At 37.4% G+C, this 16818-nt stretch carries 19 protein-coding genes; 12 read left to right on the top strand and 7 right to left on the bottom strand.

The features are described from left to right. Positions 1–648: 648 nt before the first annotated feature. Positions 649–1122, bottom strand: a complete 474-nt coding sequence (locus tag MMAH_RS05580) for a hypothetical protein (RefSeq protein ID WP_013037565.1) — start codon at positions 1120–1122, stop codon at positions 649–651. Positions 1123–1339: 217 nt separating this feature from the next. On the opposite strand from MMAH_RS05580, the gene MMAH_RS05575 reads away from it, so the two are divergent. Beyond that, complete coding sequence (locus MMAH_RS05575) at positions 1340–1720, top strand: hypothetical protein (protein ID WP_013037564.1); 381 nt, start codon at positions 1340–1342, stop codon at positions 1718–1720. A gap of 232 nt (positions 1721–1952) precedes the next feature. Beyond that, entirely contained in the window at positions 1953–2675 is a 723-nt protein-coding gene (locus MMAH_RS05570) for a hypothetical protein (RefSeq protein ID WP_157198703.1), read from the top strand. Positions 2676–2957: 282 nt separating this feature from the next. Here MMAH_RS05570 and MMAH_RS05565 read toward each other — a convergent pair whose 3' ends face one another. Then, positions 2958–3551 (bottom strand): hypothetical protein, encoded by a 594-nt coding sequence (locus tag MMAH_RS05565; RefSeq protein WP_157198702.1) that lies wholly within the window; start codon positions 3549–3551, stop codon positions 2958–2960. Positions 3552–3774: 223 nt separating this feature from the next. On the opposite strand from MMAH_RS05565, the gene MMAH_RS05560 reads away from it, so the two are divergent. Together MMAH_RS05560 and MMAH_RS05555 are read left to right on the top strand one after the other, a co-directional pair. Continuing rightward, positions 3775–4395 (top strand): NYN domain-containing protein, encoded by a 621-nt coding sequence (locus tag MMAH_RS05560; protein ID WP_013037561.1) that lies wholly within the window; start codon positions 3775–3777, stop codon positions 4393–4395. Next, positions 4388–4795 carry a hypothetical protein gene (locus MMAH_RS05555; protein ID WP_048902144.1) on the top strand — a complete coding sequence of 136 codons (408 nt, stop codon included), beginning with the start codon at positions 4388–4390 and terminating at the stop codon, positions 4793–4795. Before MMAH_RS05560 ends, MMAH_RS05555 begins: the two co-directional genes overlap by 8 nt. A 377-nt stretch (positions 4796–5172) precedes the next feature. Here MMAH_RS05555 and MMAH_RS05545 read toward each other — a convergent pair whose 3' ends face one another. Together MMAH_RS05545 and MMAH_RS05540 are read right to left on the bottom strand one after the other, a co-directional pair. Beyond that, positions 5173–5694: an O-acetyl-ADP-ribose deacetylase gene (locus tag MMAH_RS05545; protein ID WP_013037559.1), complete on the bottom strand. Its 522-nt coding sequence runs from the start codon at positions 5692–5694 to the stop codon at positions 5173–5175. Between the two features lie 40 nt (positions 5695–5734). Further along, entirely contained in the window at positions 5735–6970 is a 1236-nt protein-coding gene (locus MMAH_RS05540) for a GntP family permease (RefSeq protein WP_013037558.1), read from the bottom strand. Between the two features lie 196 nt (positions 6971–7166). Between MMAH_RS05540 and mdh the strand changes: the two genes are divergently transcribed. Then, a complete protein-coding gene (mdh, locus tag MMAH_RS05535; RefSeq protein WP_013037557.1) occupies positions 7167–8090 on the top strand; it encodes a malate dehydrogenase in 924 nt (307 codons plus the stop codon). A gap of 35 nt (positions 8091–8125) precedes the next feature. Here mdh and MMAH_RS10595 read toward each other — a convergent pair whose 3' ends face one another. Beyond that, positions 8126–8278: a hypothetical protein gene (locus tag MMAH_RS10595; RefSeq protein WP_013037556.1), complete on the bottom strand. Its 153-nt coding sequence runs from the start codon at positions 8276–8278 to the stop codon at positions 8126–8128. Between the two features lie 86 nt (positions 8279–8364). Then, complete coding sequence (locus MMAH_RS05530; protein ID WP_048902141.1) at positions 8365–9243, bottom strand: amidohydrolase family protein; 879 nt, start codon at positions 9241–9243, stop codon at positions 8365–8367. A gap of 313 nt (positions 9244–9556) precedes the next feature. Between MMAH_RS05530 and MMAH_RS10490 the strand changes: the two genes are divergently transcribed. The 5 genes from MMAH_RS10490 (at position 9557) to MMAH_RS05510 (ending at position 14241) form a co-directional block, all read left to right on the top strand. After that, complete coding sequence (locus MMAH_RS10490) at positions 9557–9718, top strand: hypothetical protein (protein ID WP_013037554.1); 162 nt, start codon at positions 9557–9559, stop codon at positions 9716–9718. Positions 9719–9853: 135 nt separating this feature from the next. Then, positions 9854–10636, top strand: coding sequence for a TrkA C-terminal domain-containing protein (locus MMAH_RS05525; RefSeq protein WP_013037553.1), 783 nt, complete (start codon positions 9854–9856; stop codon positions 10634–10636). An 86-nt stretch (positions 10637–10722) separates the two neighbouring features. Further along, entirely contained in the window at positions 10723–11772 is a 1050-nt protein-coding gene (locus MMAH_RS05520; RefSeq protein ID WP_013037552.1) for an MBL fold metallo-hydrolase, read from the top strand. A 758-nt stretch (positions 11773–12530) separates the two neighbouring features. Beyond that, on the top strand, positions 12531–13826 hold the full coding sequence (locus MMAH_RS05515; protein ID WP_013037551.1) for a DEAD/DEAH box helicase: 1296 nt from the start codon (positions 12531–12533) through the stop codon (positions 13824–13826). Between the two features lie 223 nt (positions 13827–14049). Beyond that, positions 14050–14241 carry a TRAM domain-containing protein gene (locus MMAH_RS05510; protein WP_013037550.1) on the top strand — a complete coding sequence of 64 codons (192 nt, stop codon included), beginning with the start codon at positions 14050–14052 and terminating at the stop codon, positions 14239–14241. A 311-nt stretch (positions 14242–14552) separates the two neighbouring features. Here MMAH_RS05510 and MMAH_RS05505 read toward each other — a convergent pair whose 3' ends face one another. Next, positions 14553–14888, bottom strand: a complete 336-nt coding sequence (locus tag MMAH_RS05505; protein ID WP_157198701.1) for a hypothetical protein — start codon at positions 14886–14888, stop codon at positions 14553–14555. Between the two features lie 535 nt (positions 14889–15423). On the opposite strand from MMAH_RS05505, the gene MMAH_RS05500 reads away from it, so the two are divergent. Beyond that, positions 15424–15915: an ATP-dependent zinc protease family protein gene (locus tag MMAH_RS05500; RefSeq protein ID WP_013037548.1), complete on the top strand. Its 492-nt coding sequence runs from the start codon at positions 15424–15426 to the stop codon at positions 15913–15915. Beyond that, positions 15912–16817 (top strand): 30S ribosomal protein S6--L-glutamate ligase, encoded by a 906-nt coding sequence (gene rimK, locus MMAH_RS05495; protein ID WP_013037547.1) that lies wholly within the window; start codon positions 15912–15914, stop codon positions 16815–16817. The genes MMAH_RS05500 and rimK overlap by 4 nt, the downstream gene beginning before the upstream one ends. The last annotated feature ends 1 nt before the right edge of the window (position 16818 follow it).

Genomic DNA, 16818 nt, shown 5'->3' with positions numbered 1-16818 from the left:
TTATCAGCCTGATTTCATGAAATTACAACTACAGCATGACTTTATTTATTGTGCTATGTGCGTAGTCTATGAATGGGTCACAACTCTTGAATATATCAGGCTTATAATTGATGAATATAAAATCACAATCTATATATATTACTATACTCTTGTTAAGCTCATTAATGAGCGGGCACAAAATATCTTTTTTAGTACCCCCACTCCCCCAGCCCGCTCATATACCCCCATCATATAGAGCAGGCTATCTTTATCTGCAATACTCCCTACGAGTTCCTAAGATAAATAACTTTTGAATATTTTATACGTATATAACTTCTATGTTTTTGGAAGTAATTGTCACTGGAATAATATTATTTTTGTTCTTTCCAAAAAGTAAGATGAATTGGTTTTCAATTGAGTGGAAGGGCACGAATTGAATATTTTTGGTTATCCATTGTTACTTTCTATTGTTTCAAACAGGAATCTCAAATAGTGCGTGGCTTCTGGAATAATGGGTTTCTTGTAGAACTAGAAGGCTTGCCGGAGAGGCCAACCAATGATCATGTAGATGCTTTTTCGAGGCTTTTAATACTTTCAATGTGAAAAGTTGAGGGTACCGAAGTTATCTGGGGTATTTGATGCGACTGATGGGATGAGGATTTGATTGTATCAATAATTTAAATTGTGTAATTCTTCTTTTAGCTCTTTAATGTCTTGGGCTACTATTTGTTTTAATTCATTGACACAGTGTTTCAAGTGAGTACCCTCTGCAGCTTCCTGTGGATTGAATTTTCGTAGCATCTCTAACAATTCATTAAGCGGTTTTTCTAAGCGACTACTGGCAAGATGTTGATACTGGACTAGATCATCAATATCATGCCACTTAGTGTTGGGGTTTAAACATCCAAGATTTTCCTCTTCAATATATGCGTTCATGTCGATGAGGTAAAACATATAGTTTGAATTTATAACGTCATCCAATGGGTAATATAATTTCTCAAGTTGTTTTTCTATGTATGCTGCCTTTTGCTGTTTTTTTGATTGTTCAACTGTTTCATGAGTTAGCCATGCATATACAATTGTAACAACTACAAGCACTACCGTGGCGATTGCAACTATTCCTCCTGAATTATCATTCAACATTGACCAATATAGCATGTGTCAAAATTTGTTTAAAGTTATTTCAACTTTCCTTTCTATATTCCTCTATGAAAAGCCAATATAATGAGTTTTCTGGTTAGTTGGGTGTTAGAAGGATGAGAAAACAACTACAATACTGACATTCACGTTATGTATTTTCACAAAAACATTTATATAAAATGTTTAAAGTTTATCTATTTAAAAATAACGGGGAATGAGCATGGCTGAGTCACAAGAGCAGATTAAATCTGGAACATATTATGTGGATGAAAACAATGATTATCATTTGCTTGAACCCGGTAATTACTTTATTGACGAAAAAGGTAATTTAAACCATGGTCCTGCTCCTGCAGTCAATTTACAGCCAGCGGTTGATAAAATAAAGTGGGATGAAGTTCTCGATTTGATAAAGGATTGGGGTCATCGTGGAACAACAGAGAGGACTATCAATCTAATTGGCATGTATCTTCTTGTTGCTGGAATAATTGCTGCTGCATCATTTCTTGCATTAAGGGGTATTGTAGAGGGGCAAGCGTTGGTAGGATTTTTGGGCGCTGCAATTGGATACCTACTTTCAAGAGGGGAAATTGGTTTAAAATAAAATAATTTTAGTTTTTTTCAGTTTGAAGCATTAAAAAACTTAAAATGAGGAAGTAGAAAAGATTAATTATGGAAAAATAACCCCACCACCACCACTTTTAATTCACTTCTGTCCTGAAAAATGGAGTGAAGTAGATAAATATGTTAAATTTACTCAACATGAGTATCCACTTTATTCAGATGCTTCTTCAGTATTGCAGGGAGTTTGCGGCCATCATTTGAAATATAGTTTTTTGAAAAAAATGGCAGATGACTTGATGATTACGTTAGATATCGATACTGAGCAAGTGAAAAAAGAAGGTTTTAGTTCTTATTCTCAACATAAAAAACTAGCCGCAATCATTGAAACAATGTACTGTGAGCTTTACTCCATTTTGGATTGTACAACACGAGTACTAAATCTTGTTTATGGAAAATACGATGGTATGAAAGGTCGCAAAACTTCAAAATACTTTAAGCATGCGTCAGAAGAAATTACTGATGAACGTGTCCCTTTTAAAATAAGAAAAGCATTAAAAGAAGCCTATAAGGATTGGTTTTTAGAATTAAGGAAAATCCGAACGGCTATTACGCATAAAGGAATTGGTGATTGTAGCAAAGGAAAAGCTGGAAAAATAGAATACTTTCATACCAACATAGCTCAAATGCCTACCAACACACTTGTGACAAATGATGTGTTTCGTGACCTCACAACATATGAAAAGCAAATAATTTTGTTTGTTAATACTATTTTTCATGAATTAAATAAAACTCTAGAAGATAACCAAACAGTTCAATTTTGTGGAATCTTTGGAGGGTTGTTGTATCAAAGGTTAGTTTCACCTTATGAAGCAACGGATTTCAATAGTGGAGTTTGTAATTCTTATGATTGGTTTGAACGAGAAGACCGTCAAACATGCCCATTTGCAAAATCATGTGGAGCATATTTGAAAGTGAAGAATGGGAAAAGGACTTGATGACAAAACCTTCATTGTTGCGTGATGTTGTTTATCATTTCCCCTAAATTTCTCTGCTTTCATTGTTTCTGTTAAAGTCAGACGAATTGGATAACGAGATTCATAGCTCGCATTTGTGATTTTTATACCGTATTCGCCATTATCGTAATTTACATAAGCTGCACATGTTTAGCATTTTATTTTATATGTAGTATAAAAACAAATCAATTCTTATAAATTTTTATGTAGATGTTCAGTTGAATAATTGTTGAGATCAATAACATATCCATTATCTTTTATTTTTTAAATATAATTCATTGTATTTTTAAAATTATTATCATTTATTTTATAGAGAGTCACGCCATTAGTGGAATAAAGTCTTTCATATGTATCACCATACATATCTGTATATTTTATTTGAATAAAAGTGGAAATGCTACAACTATATACGTGGTTTCCTTCATCAGCTTCACATATATTTTGTACAAGTTCCATGTATTTATAAAAATTGCCCTCTTCTCCTTTATAGGTAGAATTGAAGTTTTTATAAGTGTGGTCATTCCAAGTGTTTCCAAATCTGAATAATTCACCATTATTGAGATTTACTGTCTTAGATACATCATAGAAACCTTTCAACACAAATGATTTGGTTTTATCAAATTGATCTTCATCATTATAATGAATCTCAAATAGAACAATTGGTTCACAAATTTCTATACTTTCAACTGGGTAACCATTGTTGTAAATGCTTAGCCACATAAATGATTTTGTGGAATCTTTGTATTCATCAAATTCAAAAATAGGCTGATGATTGAGTTTTTCTACTCGCAATTGACTGTCCGCGATTTCATTTGCACTCAATCCTACCCAAATTGACATTAATGCAATTGTAACCATAACCAAAGTTTCAAAAAAAATTTTGTTTCTTGTTAGATAATGACGAATTTTGTTCCATATGACCATATAACAAACTGATCACTCCATACATTAAAATTTTATGTATATATGTCCTATTTTAAAACGAGTAGTAATATTGAATAATTTTGTACAATTAACAGTGGTCAATTTAAGGATAAATTAATTAGTTATTATTGTATTATTGATGTAGATACAATCAATTATGGATGTACTCATTTTGCCACTATCAAATCCTGTATATGGACCTACCCCTGTCCCTTCTTACAGAAGAATGATGGTATTCATAGACGGTGAAAACCTTGTCTTCAATTATCTAAGTTTGTTAAAGAATGGAAAAGTACCTAATGATCCTGTTCAACATGAAAAAGATGTCTTTGTTTGGCACATTAATTCGGTTGTCAACCCACAGTTTCATGAAATTATCAGGGCAAACTATTATACCTATATTACAGGATCCGATGAAACCATAATAGATCAAATTAAGAAATTGGCCTATGCGAGACCCCCTAGGTCCAAACTACCACATAACCTTTATCCAGTGGTTTTTAAGAAACCGAAAAAACGGGCGCAGAGCAAAGGTGTAGATATCCAAATGACTGTAGACATCTTATCTCAAGTATACAATAATAACATTGATACCGTGTATTTATTTGCTGGAGACGGAGACTATTTGCCGGTAATCAACGAAGCAATTCGGATGGGTAAGCAGGTATATTTGGCAGCTTTTTCGCATGGATTGAACAAGAAGTTGGTGAATAAAGTAGATCAATTCCATCTATTGGATGACATATACTTTGAGCAAATTGCTGAATCAAGTGAGTGATATTGTGGATGCAGATGATCGCGCATTTAACCTTTTTCAAATGGAATGGGAAAGAGGCCGGAATTTAGAAACTAAGGCCAAATATATTGCCACAATCTCGAGTGTTATTATTGGTTTCTTTTTAACATCGTTGAGCATAGTACTAACAGAAACCCTAGAAGCAATAACACATTCACAAAATAATATAGGGATTTGGTCGTTTGCTTTCATAGTTTTGGCATTGTTTTGTTTATTTTTCAGTATTTATGAGTCTGCACTTATGTTTGTCAGATCAAAGATTTATATAAATGAGAAATCAGCGATTGATCAGCTCTTTGAGTGGGATAATGGAGACGCTCAAACGTCTACTGAAAACACATTTATTGATCAAATAGGGGTTCAACTTAAAAAAGTTCAATAGTTAAATGGTGAAAGGTATCAGCATCTTATTCAGAGTTTTTTTTTACTTGCAGAGGGCATCATCTCCATGTTAGCAGGTATAGCGGGTGTTGTGGATATTGTATCAAAATCTCCTATCCAAATTGGGTTGATTTGGAATATCGCAAAATTTGCAATGATTGTTATTTTGTTTGTAACACTTCCTCACATGTTTCCACGAAGGTGGGCTGAAATAAAATCATTTTTGCTGAATAGATTCACTGGACTCCTTTCTTAACTTTCCTTTTTATAATGCTTTATGTTGAATTTCCTGTATGAAAGTCCAATCCATTGTTCTATCTGAAGGTTACATTGCAGGTAAATCATAATAATTCCGATCATTTCTATATACTGCTTTGTTTATTTTATTCTCTCATCAAGTGTCCTGCTGAAATTACTGTATGCTTCATCGTTAAAACATACAAATACTATCTTCTCAAAAACCGGTTTTTCTTCCAGAAAATCGATCACTTCATTTATCGCTATTTCAGCTGCCCGCTGTATAGGAAAATGGTAGGCTCCGGTGCTTATTGAGGGGAAGGCGATTGTTTTTATTCCTTTTTCTGCCGCCAGCTTAAGGCAATTCCTGTAACATTTGGCCAGCATTTTGTCCTCGTCATTGTTTCCGCCGTGCCAGACAGGTCCCACTGTGTGTATGACCCATTTTGCCGGCAGGTCATAGCCGTGTGTGATTTTTGCTTCACCTGTTGGACATCCATTCAGTGCCCTGCACTCTTCCAGCAGTTTAGGTCCTGCAGCTTTGTGTATTGCTCCATCAACCCCTCCTCCGCCTAGCAGGGAATTGTTGGCCGCATTAACAATAACATCAACTTTCTGTTCGGTGATGTCGCCTTTTATGATTTTGATTATTTGTTTATCCATAATCTTTGGTCTTTTTTACTGGTTAATATTTGTTGTCACTTCAGAACAGGAAGTAATCAAGGAGGAGGACTGAAGTGAATAGTAATATACCCAGTATGGCAAGTGGAATAGTATAACTCGATACTACCGTTTTCACATCATCGCCCGTGGTTCTCTGGATCAGCCAGAAAAACGGATCTGTAACATAGGAAAATACCATTGTGCCCGCTGAAATCATCAATATCAGGGGAATGGTTGCCACATCTGAAACATAGGGGCTGTAGGCGAGTATGGATGAAGTTATTATCGCAGTAACGGCCCTGGAGCCCTGCGCCGTCTGGATTATTGCGGCGAAAAGAAACGGAATGAAAAGAGCAGGTATTAGGTGTCCGATAAGATTATAGGTATTTTCTGCAAATGAACTTGCAGCAATCACTCCTCCAAGTGCCCCGGCACCGCAAAGGTCCAGCAATATAATGCCGGCGTTGCGGGTGCCTTTTTCAAAAACTATATCCAGATTTTCCTTTTTTACCAGTAACAGGGACGCACTGGCTGCAATAATAATAGCAAGATTGATGTCCGCCAGTAGTGAAGCTCCCGGCAAAAAATGGCCAATTGTCAGGAAAACAATGGGCAGTATTAATGGAACCCAACCAATAGGTGACTCTTTTCCTGTCAATTCTCTTTCTTTCCATCTATCTTTGTGGCTACCTCTTTTTGAAATAAGCAGGTATCCAAAGATAAAAAGAAGTATAGATATAGTGATCGCAGCCAGGTTGAAGCCAGCATCAACATTAAAATTAAGACTTCTTGTAATACTGTACATAACAGGAAGGGGATACAGAAGGACAAATGAAAGTGTACTTCCTATCGCGGTCGCATAATAACATTTCTTCCTGATCCCGGAGTTTACTTTCAGGTTTTCAACAAGAGGAATCATTACCACATAAGCTGTCAGGCAACACATGAGGGGGATGGATAGCAGGTAACCTGTAATAGCAGATATGAGGGTGGGTCGTGAGGATATTTTTTGCATATCCGAGACGATCCGCTGAGCAAAATTTTCCTGTCTTATTACCAGGGCAATCAGTGACCCTGAAAAAATAGGAATTGCAAGGAGTGCAAATATCCTGCCTGCACCCTGTGTAGCCATTGCGATTGCGTTTTGCTGCATCCCGCTGAATATACCGTAAAAAAGGGCTGCACCTGTCAGGACAAGGAAAGGAGGCAATCTAATCTTCCAGAGAAGAATTGTTATTAATACGATGGTTATTACGAAAATCAGGATATCTTGCACATTATCACCGTTTTTGGTTAATTCTCATTCGATATACCATCTCCAGTTATATTTTCTGCATATTTTAAACCAATGTTTTCAAAAAACACCTCTATATATATGGAGAAGCAATATTAATAGCAAAAGAATAGGTTTAATTATAAAAAATTCTAATTTGGTATTCTCTTAATAAAATCACATCAAAGGTGCTTTTGCAATGGCTAAAATCTCAGTAATAGGAGCAGGGAATGTTGGTGCAACTACTGTGCAGAGACTTGCCGAAATGGAGTTCGGTAGCATTGTCCTTGTGGATATAGTTGAAGGTTTACCTCAGGGAAAAGCCCTGGACCTGATGCAGGCAGGAGCTATAGTAGGATATGATACTAAAATTAAAGGCAGTAATGACTATGCGGACATTGTTGATTCAGATATTGTAATCATAACTGCCGGTGCTGCAAGAAAACCCGGTATGAGCCGAGCTGATCTGATAAATATCAATACTAAGATCATGAAAGATGTTTGTGAGAAAATCAAGCAATATGCACCTAAATCGATTGTTATTGCTGTTACCAATCCTCTTGATATCATGACTTATGTGGCCCTGGAAATAACTGGCTTTGAACCAAATCGTGTGTTTGGAATGAGTGGAATACTTGATACGGGACGTTTTGCCAGTTTTATTGCCGATGAGCTTGCCTACTCCAAAAGAGATGTTGAAGCAATGGTGATAGGTGGTCATGGGGACCAGATGCTTCCCCTGCCCCAGCATTCTTCAGTATTCGGGACGCCTCTGCCAGAATTGCTTGGAGAAGATGTTATTGCAGGGCTTGTAGAACGTACAATTCATGGCGGTGCTGAAATCGTTGCTCTTCTCAAACAGGGTAGCGCTTTTTATGCGCCCTCAGCTGCCATAGTGCAGATGGTGGAATCAATCCTGAGAGATGAAAAGAGAATCCTGCCTGTTTCTGCTTACCTGCAAGGGGAATACGGCCAGAAAGGAATATATTTCGGTGTACCTGCCAAAATTGGTTGTGATGGTATTGAAGGTATAATAGAGTTGGAACTGACAGAAGAACAGGAACATGCACTAAAAGAATCTTCAGCAAGCATAAGGGAAAACATAGAAGATCTGGATATCTGATAATCCACTGTTTTGGGTAACTTTTGACTACCTGTTCAAAGTTTTTTGGCTTTGCAGAGGTTCTTGTCATCCTTTGCGGCCCGGCCACATTTCATACAGTAATAAGATGGATTCTTGATCAGTTTTTTAAATTCCTTCGTATTTTCTTTTATATCATCTTTTTTCCAGGCACACATCTTTTTTGCCATACTTATCCTCCTTTAAAGAATCATAATTAAATAGAGTACGGCAATAATAGTTTGGGATGTGCTATTATTTTAAGTTATCCTGCAGTTCAGAAATCCCATAGATGTGCTGCATTTTGGTACAACACCCTGTCAACATCCTTCGCTGAAAAGTTTCCGTCTTCCTGTAGTTTAATTATGACCTGGAGTTGTTCCTGCAGGTTTCCCCAGGGTTCATCTGAACCAAAAAGGACTTTTCCTTCGGGCTGGCTGGTTATTATATCCTCAGTAGTCGTGCCATTATTTTCGTACATGTACCTGTATGCTTCATGGTTTGACATTGCAGTATCCAGATAGAGATTGTCAAGATCGCCAACTGCTTTTATAATTTCAGGGATACCATCCCCCAGATGTGCAAGCTGAAAATTAATATCCGGGTATTTTTCTACTTTATCCAGCAATCGATAAGGGTTTTTACTGCACGCCATCGGGATGTGCAAAAGAAGGTTCATACAGTTTTCATTCATATAACTCAGAATTGAATCATCAGGCATGTTTCCATAGATTCCGTAATACTTTATCCCTGCAGGAGGATTTTCGTTTTCATCTTCATATTTTGCAATATTTTTGGCACTATCATTTGCAGCTATGAATGGTATAAACGCGACCCGATCATCATCAATTGCCCATATTTCATCGTTTGCTCTGGTATAATCTATCTTCCAGCCAGAGTATGGTTCATCAGGGTCTGGAGATTTGTTTTTGAGATGATATAATAGGCCTTTCCAGAAATGTCCGAAAGTGTTTGAAGGTTCGGGTTGTGCAAAAAGAACACAGTTTTTGACATTATTCCTGTCCATGTTCTCCTGCAATCTCTGTATGTTATTACTGATTCTGGTGGTGGGCCTTAAAGCCATTGTCATGAAGATCGAGTTTGTTCCGTAATGGCAATGTGCATCATTGATTCGGTATTTTCCCCATTTATCCATGTATAACTGTTTTTATTTATTCCAGATATACATACTCGACACAAAGATTTGCTTGCTGCTATCTTTTCTTAAGCCTTTGTCGAATTGATGAGGCTTTGCACATAATGTAGTTGCCATTCTGGGATACAGAAAAATTGGATTATCTGTAAATGGCATACATGCGAGCTTTTCACAGTATTTAATTGCTGATACCGGCAAATTTTTGGTGTGATTTATAAGAGGTAGAAAAGTTTATTAATGATAAATCATTATAGATATTTGTAATGATTAAACATCACAGTATATGTGATAATTGATAAACGGAGGTTAGTAAATGGAAATTTACCAAAATGAATCTGTACTTGAGAATGGGGATTTTACCAGACAGGCAAACCATAGCATGATGAGTAATGAGATGGTTTTCATAATGGTTATCCTGGCATTTGGATTGTTTTCTCTGTACAGGTTGACCGCTTATGCCAATCTTATCGGCTGATCATTAAAGGGCAATTCACTGAATTGCCATAATTTTCCTCCTCTCCTATTATTTTTCTTAAATTTCATTGCTCTTTTTGATTTAGATAATGATAAATGTCTTTAGTTCTAATAGGATGCAAGGAGCAAACTCGAAATGATCACGGCATTTATTACGGTTTTTGCGGTAATTATTTTGTCTCTTTTTATCAATCGTATAGCCACGATTGCGTTAACCCTAACCGGCCTTTCCCGTGAAGTCGCACGTTTTCAGGCGAGATCTGCACTTTCAGGTGCGGGATTTACAACCACGGAATCCGAAAAAATAATGAATCATCCTGTACGCCGCAGGATACTGATGTTACTTATGCTTGTGGGGAATGCAGGAATAATTACTCTGATGGCTTCTATGGTACTTGTCTTCCTGAATCCTGCTTCTGATACATTGCTAAGTTATGTCGTAGTCATTACACTTGGTATGTTATCAATTTTAATCTTTACACGTAGTAATAAAGTTGATAGGTTCCTCAGTCGTGTTATCACTTTTTCTCTTACCAGATGGACCGACATTCAGACATCAGATTCTGCAAGTTTGATTTATCTGGGTGGGGATTATCAGGTTTCAGAACTGGAAGTTGGTTCTGAAGACTGGCTGGCCGGTAAAATCCTGAAGGAGTTGAACCTTGTGGATGAGGGAGTGTTGATTCTTGGTATCCAGAAACCCGGGGGTAAATATATTGGGGCCCCTGTAGCATCCACACGTATTGAAGTTAATGATGTACTCTTGCTATACGGCAGAGGTAAATCCTTGCGCTCCCTTGACAGAAGGCGAAAAGGGCTTCGTGGGGCAGTTGCGCATGCAGAAGCAGTCGCACAGCAGAAAGATGTTGTGAAAGAACAGGAAACAGGCAGTAAGAAAGATGAGTCTGTGGGTATTTGATTATTTTTCAGTGATTCAATCCATTTTAAATCGGTTTTGAATTTAATAGTATAACGGCAATCGGTTATTTACATACGGGGTGTATTATGATGAATCAGGCGAGTGAACTGGAATTTCGGCTTGTGTCCTTTGATTCAATGGGAGCTAAATCATCATGTATTTTTGTAAAAACTCCTGATACAAGTATACTCATAGATCCTGGAGCTGCAATTTTGCAAAAGAGTTTTCCGCTTTCGGATTCTCAAAAACAGTTCTATCTGTGCAGTGCTATACATAAAATCAAAGAAGAAATGAAAGAAGCGGAACATATCATAATCAGTCATTATCACTTTGATCATTATATGGTGGATGAAGATTCCTGTAAAACATATCTCAATAGCAATATGTGGATAAAGGATCCTAACAGGTGGATAAACCATTCACAGTGGGGGAGGTCCCGTAAGTTCCTGCAATCGTTGAGTCGGCTTAAAGGGACCACTCTAAAATACTCTCCTCCGATGCAATGTCATTACAAAGATCCGGTGGAATGTTTACCTCTAGCTTTTTCCATGGATTTTGGTGATTACCAAAAAAGACGAGACGAATTAATTTCAAGATGGCGAAAACGATTTGTGAAAATGCAAAAGTACTGGTCATCTGAGAAATGGGTAGAACCTGTATCTGCTGAAATACATTTTTCAGATGGCTGTGAATTTAAAATTGGCAATACCAGGGTGCGCTTTAGCCGTCCACTTTTCCATGGGATCGAGTATTCTGCTACAGGATGGGTGATTGCTACTATTATAGAATATGGAGGTAAAAAGTTACTTCATACATCGGATCTGCAGGGGCCGGTCATCGAAGACCATGCTCAGTGGATTATTGATGAAAATCCGGATATATTGATACTTGATGGTCCTCCAACCTATCTATTGGGTTACCTTTTCAACAGGACAAATCTCGATCGCAGCATAAATAATATCATCCGGATTATTAAGGAAAGTGTCCCGGAGCTTATTATATACGACCATCACCTGCTCAGGGATCCTCTTTACAGGGAGCGGACTGCAAAAGTGTGGGATATTGCAGAGGAAATGGATGTCAGTATAATGACAGCTGCTGAATATAAGGGTCTTGTTCCCGTTGTTTTGAAATAAAATTTTGTCCAGTTGAGTATCATCTGTATTATATACGAGAATACTCAATTTGTTTGGGATTAAGCATGCCTGCAATAGTACATTCTGATGTGGCTTCGGATAAGGTGGATAGGGCTAAGAAATTCTAGAAAGGTATTCAAATGGAAATTTGGCAACTCGCCGGGTTTCTCGGATTATTCTCTCATTGAAACTGATGGGATTGAGGAGAAACAAGATCCATGTGACGGATTGGGAAAATGACGTGATCCTTCCCAGAAGATTATGTTTACATAGTGTAGATTATATCGATGGTTACGTAAAAAGGGTCGAATCTTCTGGTTGAATGTTACGGTTCCAAAGGTGCAGTGACAGGATGAGGCAATCTTGAATTCTAAGGATACTGAGGTAATGTTTTTCGTCTTATGGCAAAAAGAAAAAACGCTCAAATAAAATGGTAGAATACTTTAAACCAGCCAGGTTTGCCTGTTTATTTTGCTTTTAGACTGGTGTGTTTGGCTACTTTGGTATAAATATTTTGCGGAATGTTATGAAACATATAGGGGTTTAGTAAAATTAATTTACGGGATTGCTTTGCTTACCGGCAACCTTTATATACTTGCCGTTGTTATGGACCATGCCTCTTTTTGTTTAAAGAAACATTTAGAACAAGTACATTTAATTGATCATCATTATCCCTAAAGATGCCTATACAGGCACCTATTCTGTGTCAGGCAATTTTTCAGGATACTGTGATAACAGAATATAAAAGGAACTTTAACATGGAATCATTAACTTTTAAAGATTTGAATTTATCGAAAGACATTGAACGTGCAGTTGAAGACATGGGTTTTGAGGAACCCACCCCTATTCAGTCCCAATCGATTCCTTATCTTATGGAAGGTAAGGATGTAATCGGACAGGCACAAACCGGTACCGGTAAAACTGCTGCCTTCGGGATACCTGCTCTTGAAATGCTGGATGTCAAGAGTAAGAAAGTCCAGGTATTGGTCCTCTGTCCAACCAGAGAACTGGCAAATCAGGTTGCTGAGGAGATGAGCAAACTTGCCAAATATCAGAATACTAAAATGTTACCTGTTTACGGTGGTCAGCCAATAGACAGGCAGATTAAGGCATTGAGAAGAGGAGTACACATTGTAATTGGTACTCCCGGGCGAATTATGGACCACCTCCAGAGAAAGACATTGAAACTTGATGATGTGAAAATGGTGGTGTTGGATGAAGCCGATGAAATGCTTGACATGGGTTTCAGGGAGGACATTGAATTCATTCTCAGTCGTGCTCCCGGTAAGAAACAGACAGTTCTATTTTCTGCCACAATGCCCAAGCCAATCATTAAACTCACAAAGAAATACCAGCAAAATCCCCAGATGGTAAAGACGGTTCATAAGAAACTCACGGTCCCCCAGATTGAACAATACTATTTTGAAGTCAAAGACAATGCAAAGACCGAAGTTTTGTGCCGTTTAATAGATATTTACAATTTCAAGTCATCTCTTGTTTTCTGTAATACCAAGAAAAATGTCGATAAACAGGTTGAAACCCTCAAGGCACGAGGTTATCTTGTAGATGGCATGCATGGTGATATGAGGCAAGCACAAAGGGAACGTGTTATGTCCAATTTCAGGAAAGGGGAAATTGAGACACTCGTTGCAACTGATGTTGCTGCCCGTGGTATCGATGTGGAGAGTATTGAGGCTGTTTTCAACTATGACATTCCCCAGGATGAGGAATCATATGTCCACAGGATAGGCAGAACCGGTAGGGCAGGCAAAGAGGGAGTTGCAATCACCTTTGCTTTTGGTAAGGACATTCGTAAGATCAAAACTATACAGAAACACACAAATGTGAAGATCGTAAGGAAAAATGTTCCTTCCCAGAGTGATGTTGAAGATATCAGAGCAGAAATGCTGTCACAAAACGTCAAGAAGATTATTGATTATGGACACATTGGCAATTATGAGCACTGGGTCGAAAACTTACTGGAAGAAGATTATGCTTCAGTAGATGTTGCAGCTGCCCTTGTGAAAATTCTGTTGTCGGAAGAGAAGAAATAATCCTGCCACAGGGAGGTTTTATTTTCACACCTCCCTATTCAAAAGGTATATATACCATAACCTCGTACTAAGAATTGCTTTCAATGGATTAAGGCTACTGAGATAAATATTAGGTTTATACGTTTTTACTTTTACCGTATTTACTATTCTCCTATGTTTTCCAACTAGTTATTTATCTGTTTTAAGCTTCATTAGAAAGGACGTGTAATATTTGTTTAACAATATGGATTCAAGTGCACCAGTAGAAGCTGGCGAAAGTTATGAAGTGACCATCGAAGATATCGCAAGAGAAGGAGACGGCATCGCAAGAGTTAGCGGCTTTGTCATCTTTGTTCCAAACACCGAAGTCGGCGATGAAGTTACTGTTAAAGTCACCAAAGTAATGCGTAAATTCGCATTCGGTGAAGTAGTTTAAATCTTCTGTTCATTCAAAAAAAGATTTGGGTACTTTCCCAAATCCCTATTTTTATTTCTGTTCTGTAGTTTAATATTTCAATACCACTCAGGTTAATTTTGATTATGTTCCATCGGTTTTCCTGATGAAGTTAGCGGAAAACATTGGTTGGATTTAGTTAACACTCAATTTCACCACTTTTCAGTCTTCATTGAGTGATTATGGGATCGTACATTCACTATGAAATTCAGTGAAAGTGATTTTGATCATAAAAAAGGCAATATGGAAAATTTTCGTCAAAAATATGATACCCATATTTCCTGGAGATTGGCTTAATTTCCGGGATGAATGATAGGAATATTTTTCCTGTATGAGAATAAACGACTATTGAATATTATTGGTGTGGCTGCCAGTGCAATTATAATCATTGCCCATGCACAGAGTCCTATTGCTGCGTATATCGGATACTGAAACAGTTCACCAAACATGGCGGGCTCTATCATGATACCAGCAGCTTGTAAAGTATGGACCATTTTAGCACCTGTATGTGTAAATATGTGCCAGAAAAATATGGATATTACTGACAATATTCCTGCTTTTGCTGTAAGATAACATGCTGGATGGCTTTTAAAAGTGCCCTTTCCGGAGCTTTTGCTTTTTTGGATCATGATTTTCCACATATAATTCCTATAATATACACTAGGATTCGCATCTATATAAAAAAATCTGGATTCATTAATTATGAACAATATTATTCATGAACAATTCATTGGATTATAGTGCAATTGGGGCTTATTCTTCTCCTGTGTCTTTGAAACAATTGCTATTTTGTGAATATCCTGCTACTATGCTTTCAATAAGATAAAGTACAGGCTTATGATTCCTTAGAGGCACGATTTCCAATAGATATATCACAATTGGCGATAAACAAAACGAAAAGTAACTTTTATCTCGTACTACCACTCTATCCACAATCTGATTTTTTGCAATATCTGACATCGCCTGTTTTATTAAACATTTTGAATTAAGTGTATATTCAAATCAATAAATGCACCTGTAAAAACATATATATACTCCAAATTGGATTTGCATCTCAAAATTATAGAAATTGATATATGATCTGTGTAAAAATAATTTTTGTTAAGGAGTAGATCCTTTTCCATAGAATGATAGGTCGAAAAAATTTCACCGCGAAGATGTCTTATGAATAAAAAAGAACAGGCTTTAATGCTTGGATGGAGAGAGTGGGTTGCACTACCCGAATTAGGACTGCATGCCATAAAAGCGAAAGTCGACACAGGTGCCAGAACATCTGCATTACATGCGTTTGATATCGAGCTTTACAGAGAGAACAATATTGATATGGTCCGATTTCTGGTTCACCCCATTCAAAAAAACCTGAATTTCTATGTCGAATGCAAAACGCCTTTAAAGGATAGACGTCAGGTGACCGATTCTGGTGGTCATAAGGAGATGCGTTATGTCATCGAAACACCTGTTGTTTTTGACACTTGTATATACCCCATTGAACTAACGCTTACTGGCAGGGATACTATGCGTTTCAAGATGTTACTGGGGCGTAATGCACTTAAGAATAGAGTAATGGTAAATCCGACTGCATCATTTATGTGTGGAAAACTGGATAAAAGATCATTATATGAATTATATGGGCTAAAACCTGAGGTAAACGAATGAAAATTGCTTTATTGTCAAGGAATAAGAAACTTTATTCAACTCGTCGCTTAATTGAAGCAGCAGAAGAGAAAGGGCACGAAATTCAGGTTATAGATGTATTGCGTGCTTACATGAATATTACTTCTCACAAACCTTCCATTCACTATAAAGGTGAAGAATTGAACGATTTTGATGCGGTAATTCCCCGTATAGGTGCATCTGTTACATTCTATGGTGCTGCAGTTTTGCGACAATTTGAAATGATGGGTGTTTTTCCTTTGAATGAATCAGTTGCGCTTACCCGTTCCAGGGATAAATTACGCTCTTTACAGTTACTCTCCCGCAGGGGTATAGGTTTGCCTGTGACTGTGTATGCAAGCAAACCCGATGATGTAAAAGATATGGTGAAGATGGTTGGTGGCGCTCCACTTGTTGTTAAGATTCTTGAAGGTACACAGGGTATAGGTGTAGTACTTGCAGAAACACAAAAAGCCGCAGAAAGTATTATTGAAGGATTTATGGGTGTAAATGCAAATATCCTGGTGCAGGAATACATAAAGGAATCCAAGGGAGTTGATATACGCTGTTTTGTTATTGGGGGTAAGGTTGTGGCATCCATGAAAAGACAGGGGCCAAAAGGTGAATTCCGTTCAAACATTCACAGGGGTGGAACGGCAACTTCTATAAGGATCACACCTGAAGAACGTTCTACTGCTGTGCGTGCTGCAAAAATAATGGGGCTTAATGTTGCAGGTGTTGATCTTTTACGTTCCAATCACGGCCCTGTGGTGATGGAAGTAAACTCCAGTCCCGGTTTGGAAGGTATAGAATCGACTACTGGTAAAGATATCGCAGGCATGGTAATAGACTATATTGAGAAAAACAGTAAATTTGGTAAGACTAGAACTAGAGGAAAAGGTTAAT

Source organism: Methanohalophilus mahii DSM 5219 (genome assembly GCF_000025865.1).
Classification (GTDB): Archaea; Halobacteriota; Methanosarcinia; order Methanosarcinales; family Methanosarcinaceae; genus Methanohalophilus; species Methanohalophilus mahii.
The sequence above is the reverse complement of the archived record's forward strand: the minus strand, read 5'-3'. Positions and strand labels throughout refer to the sequence as shown.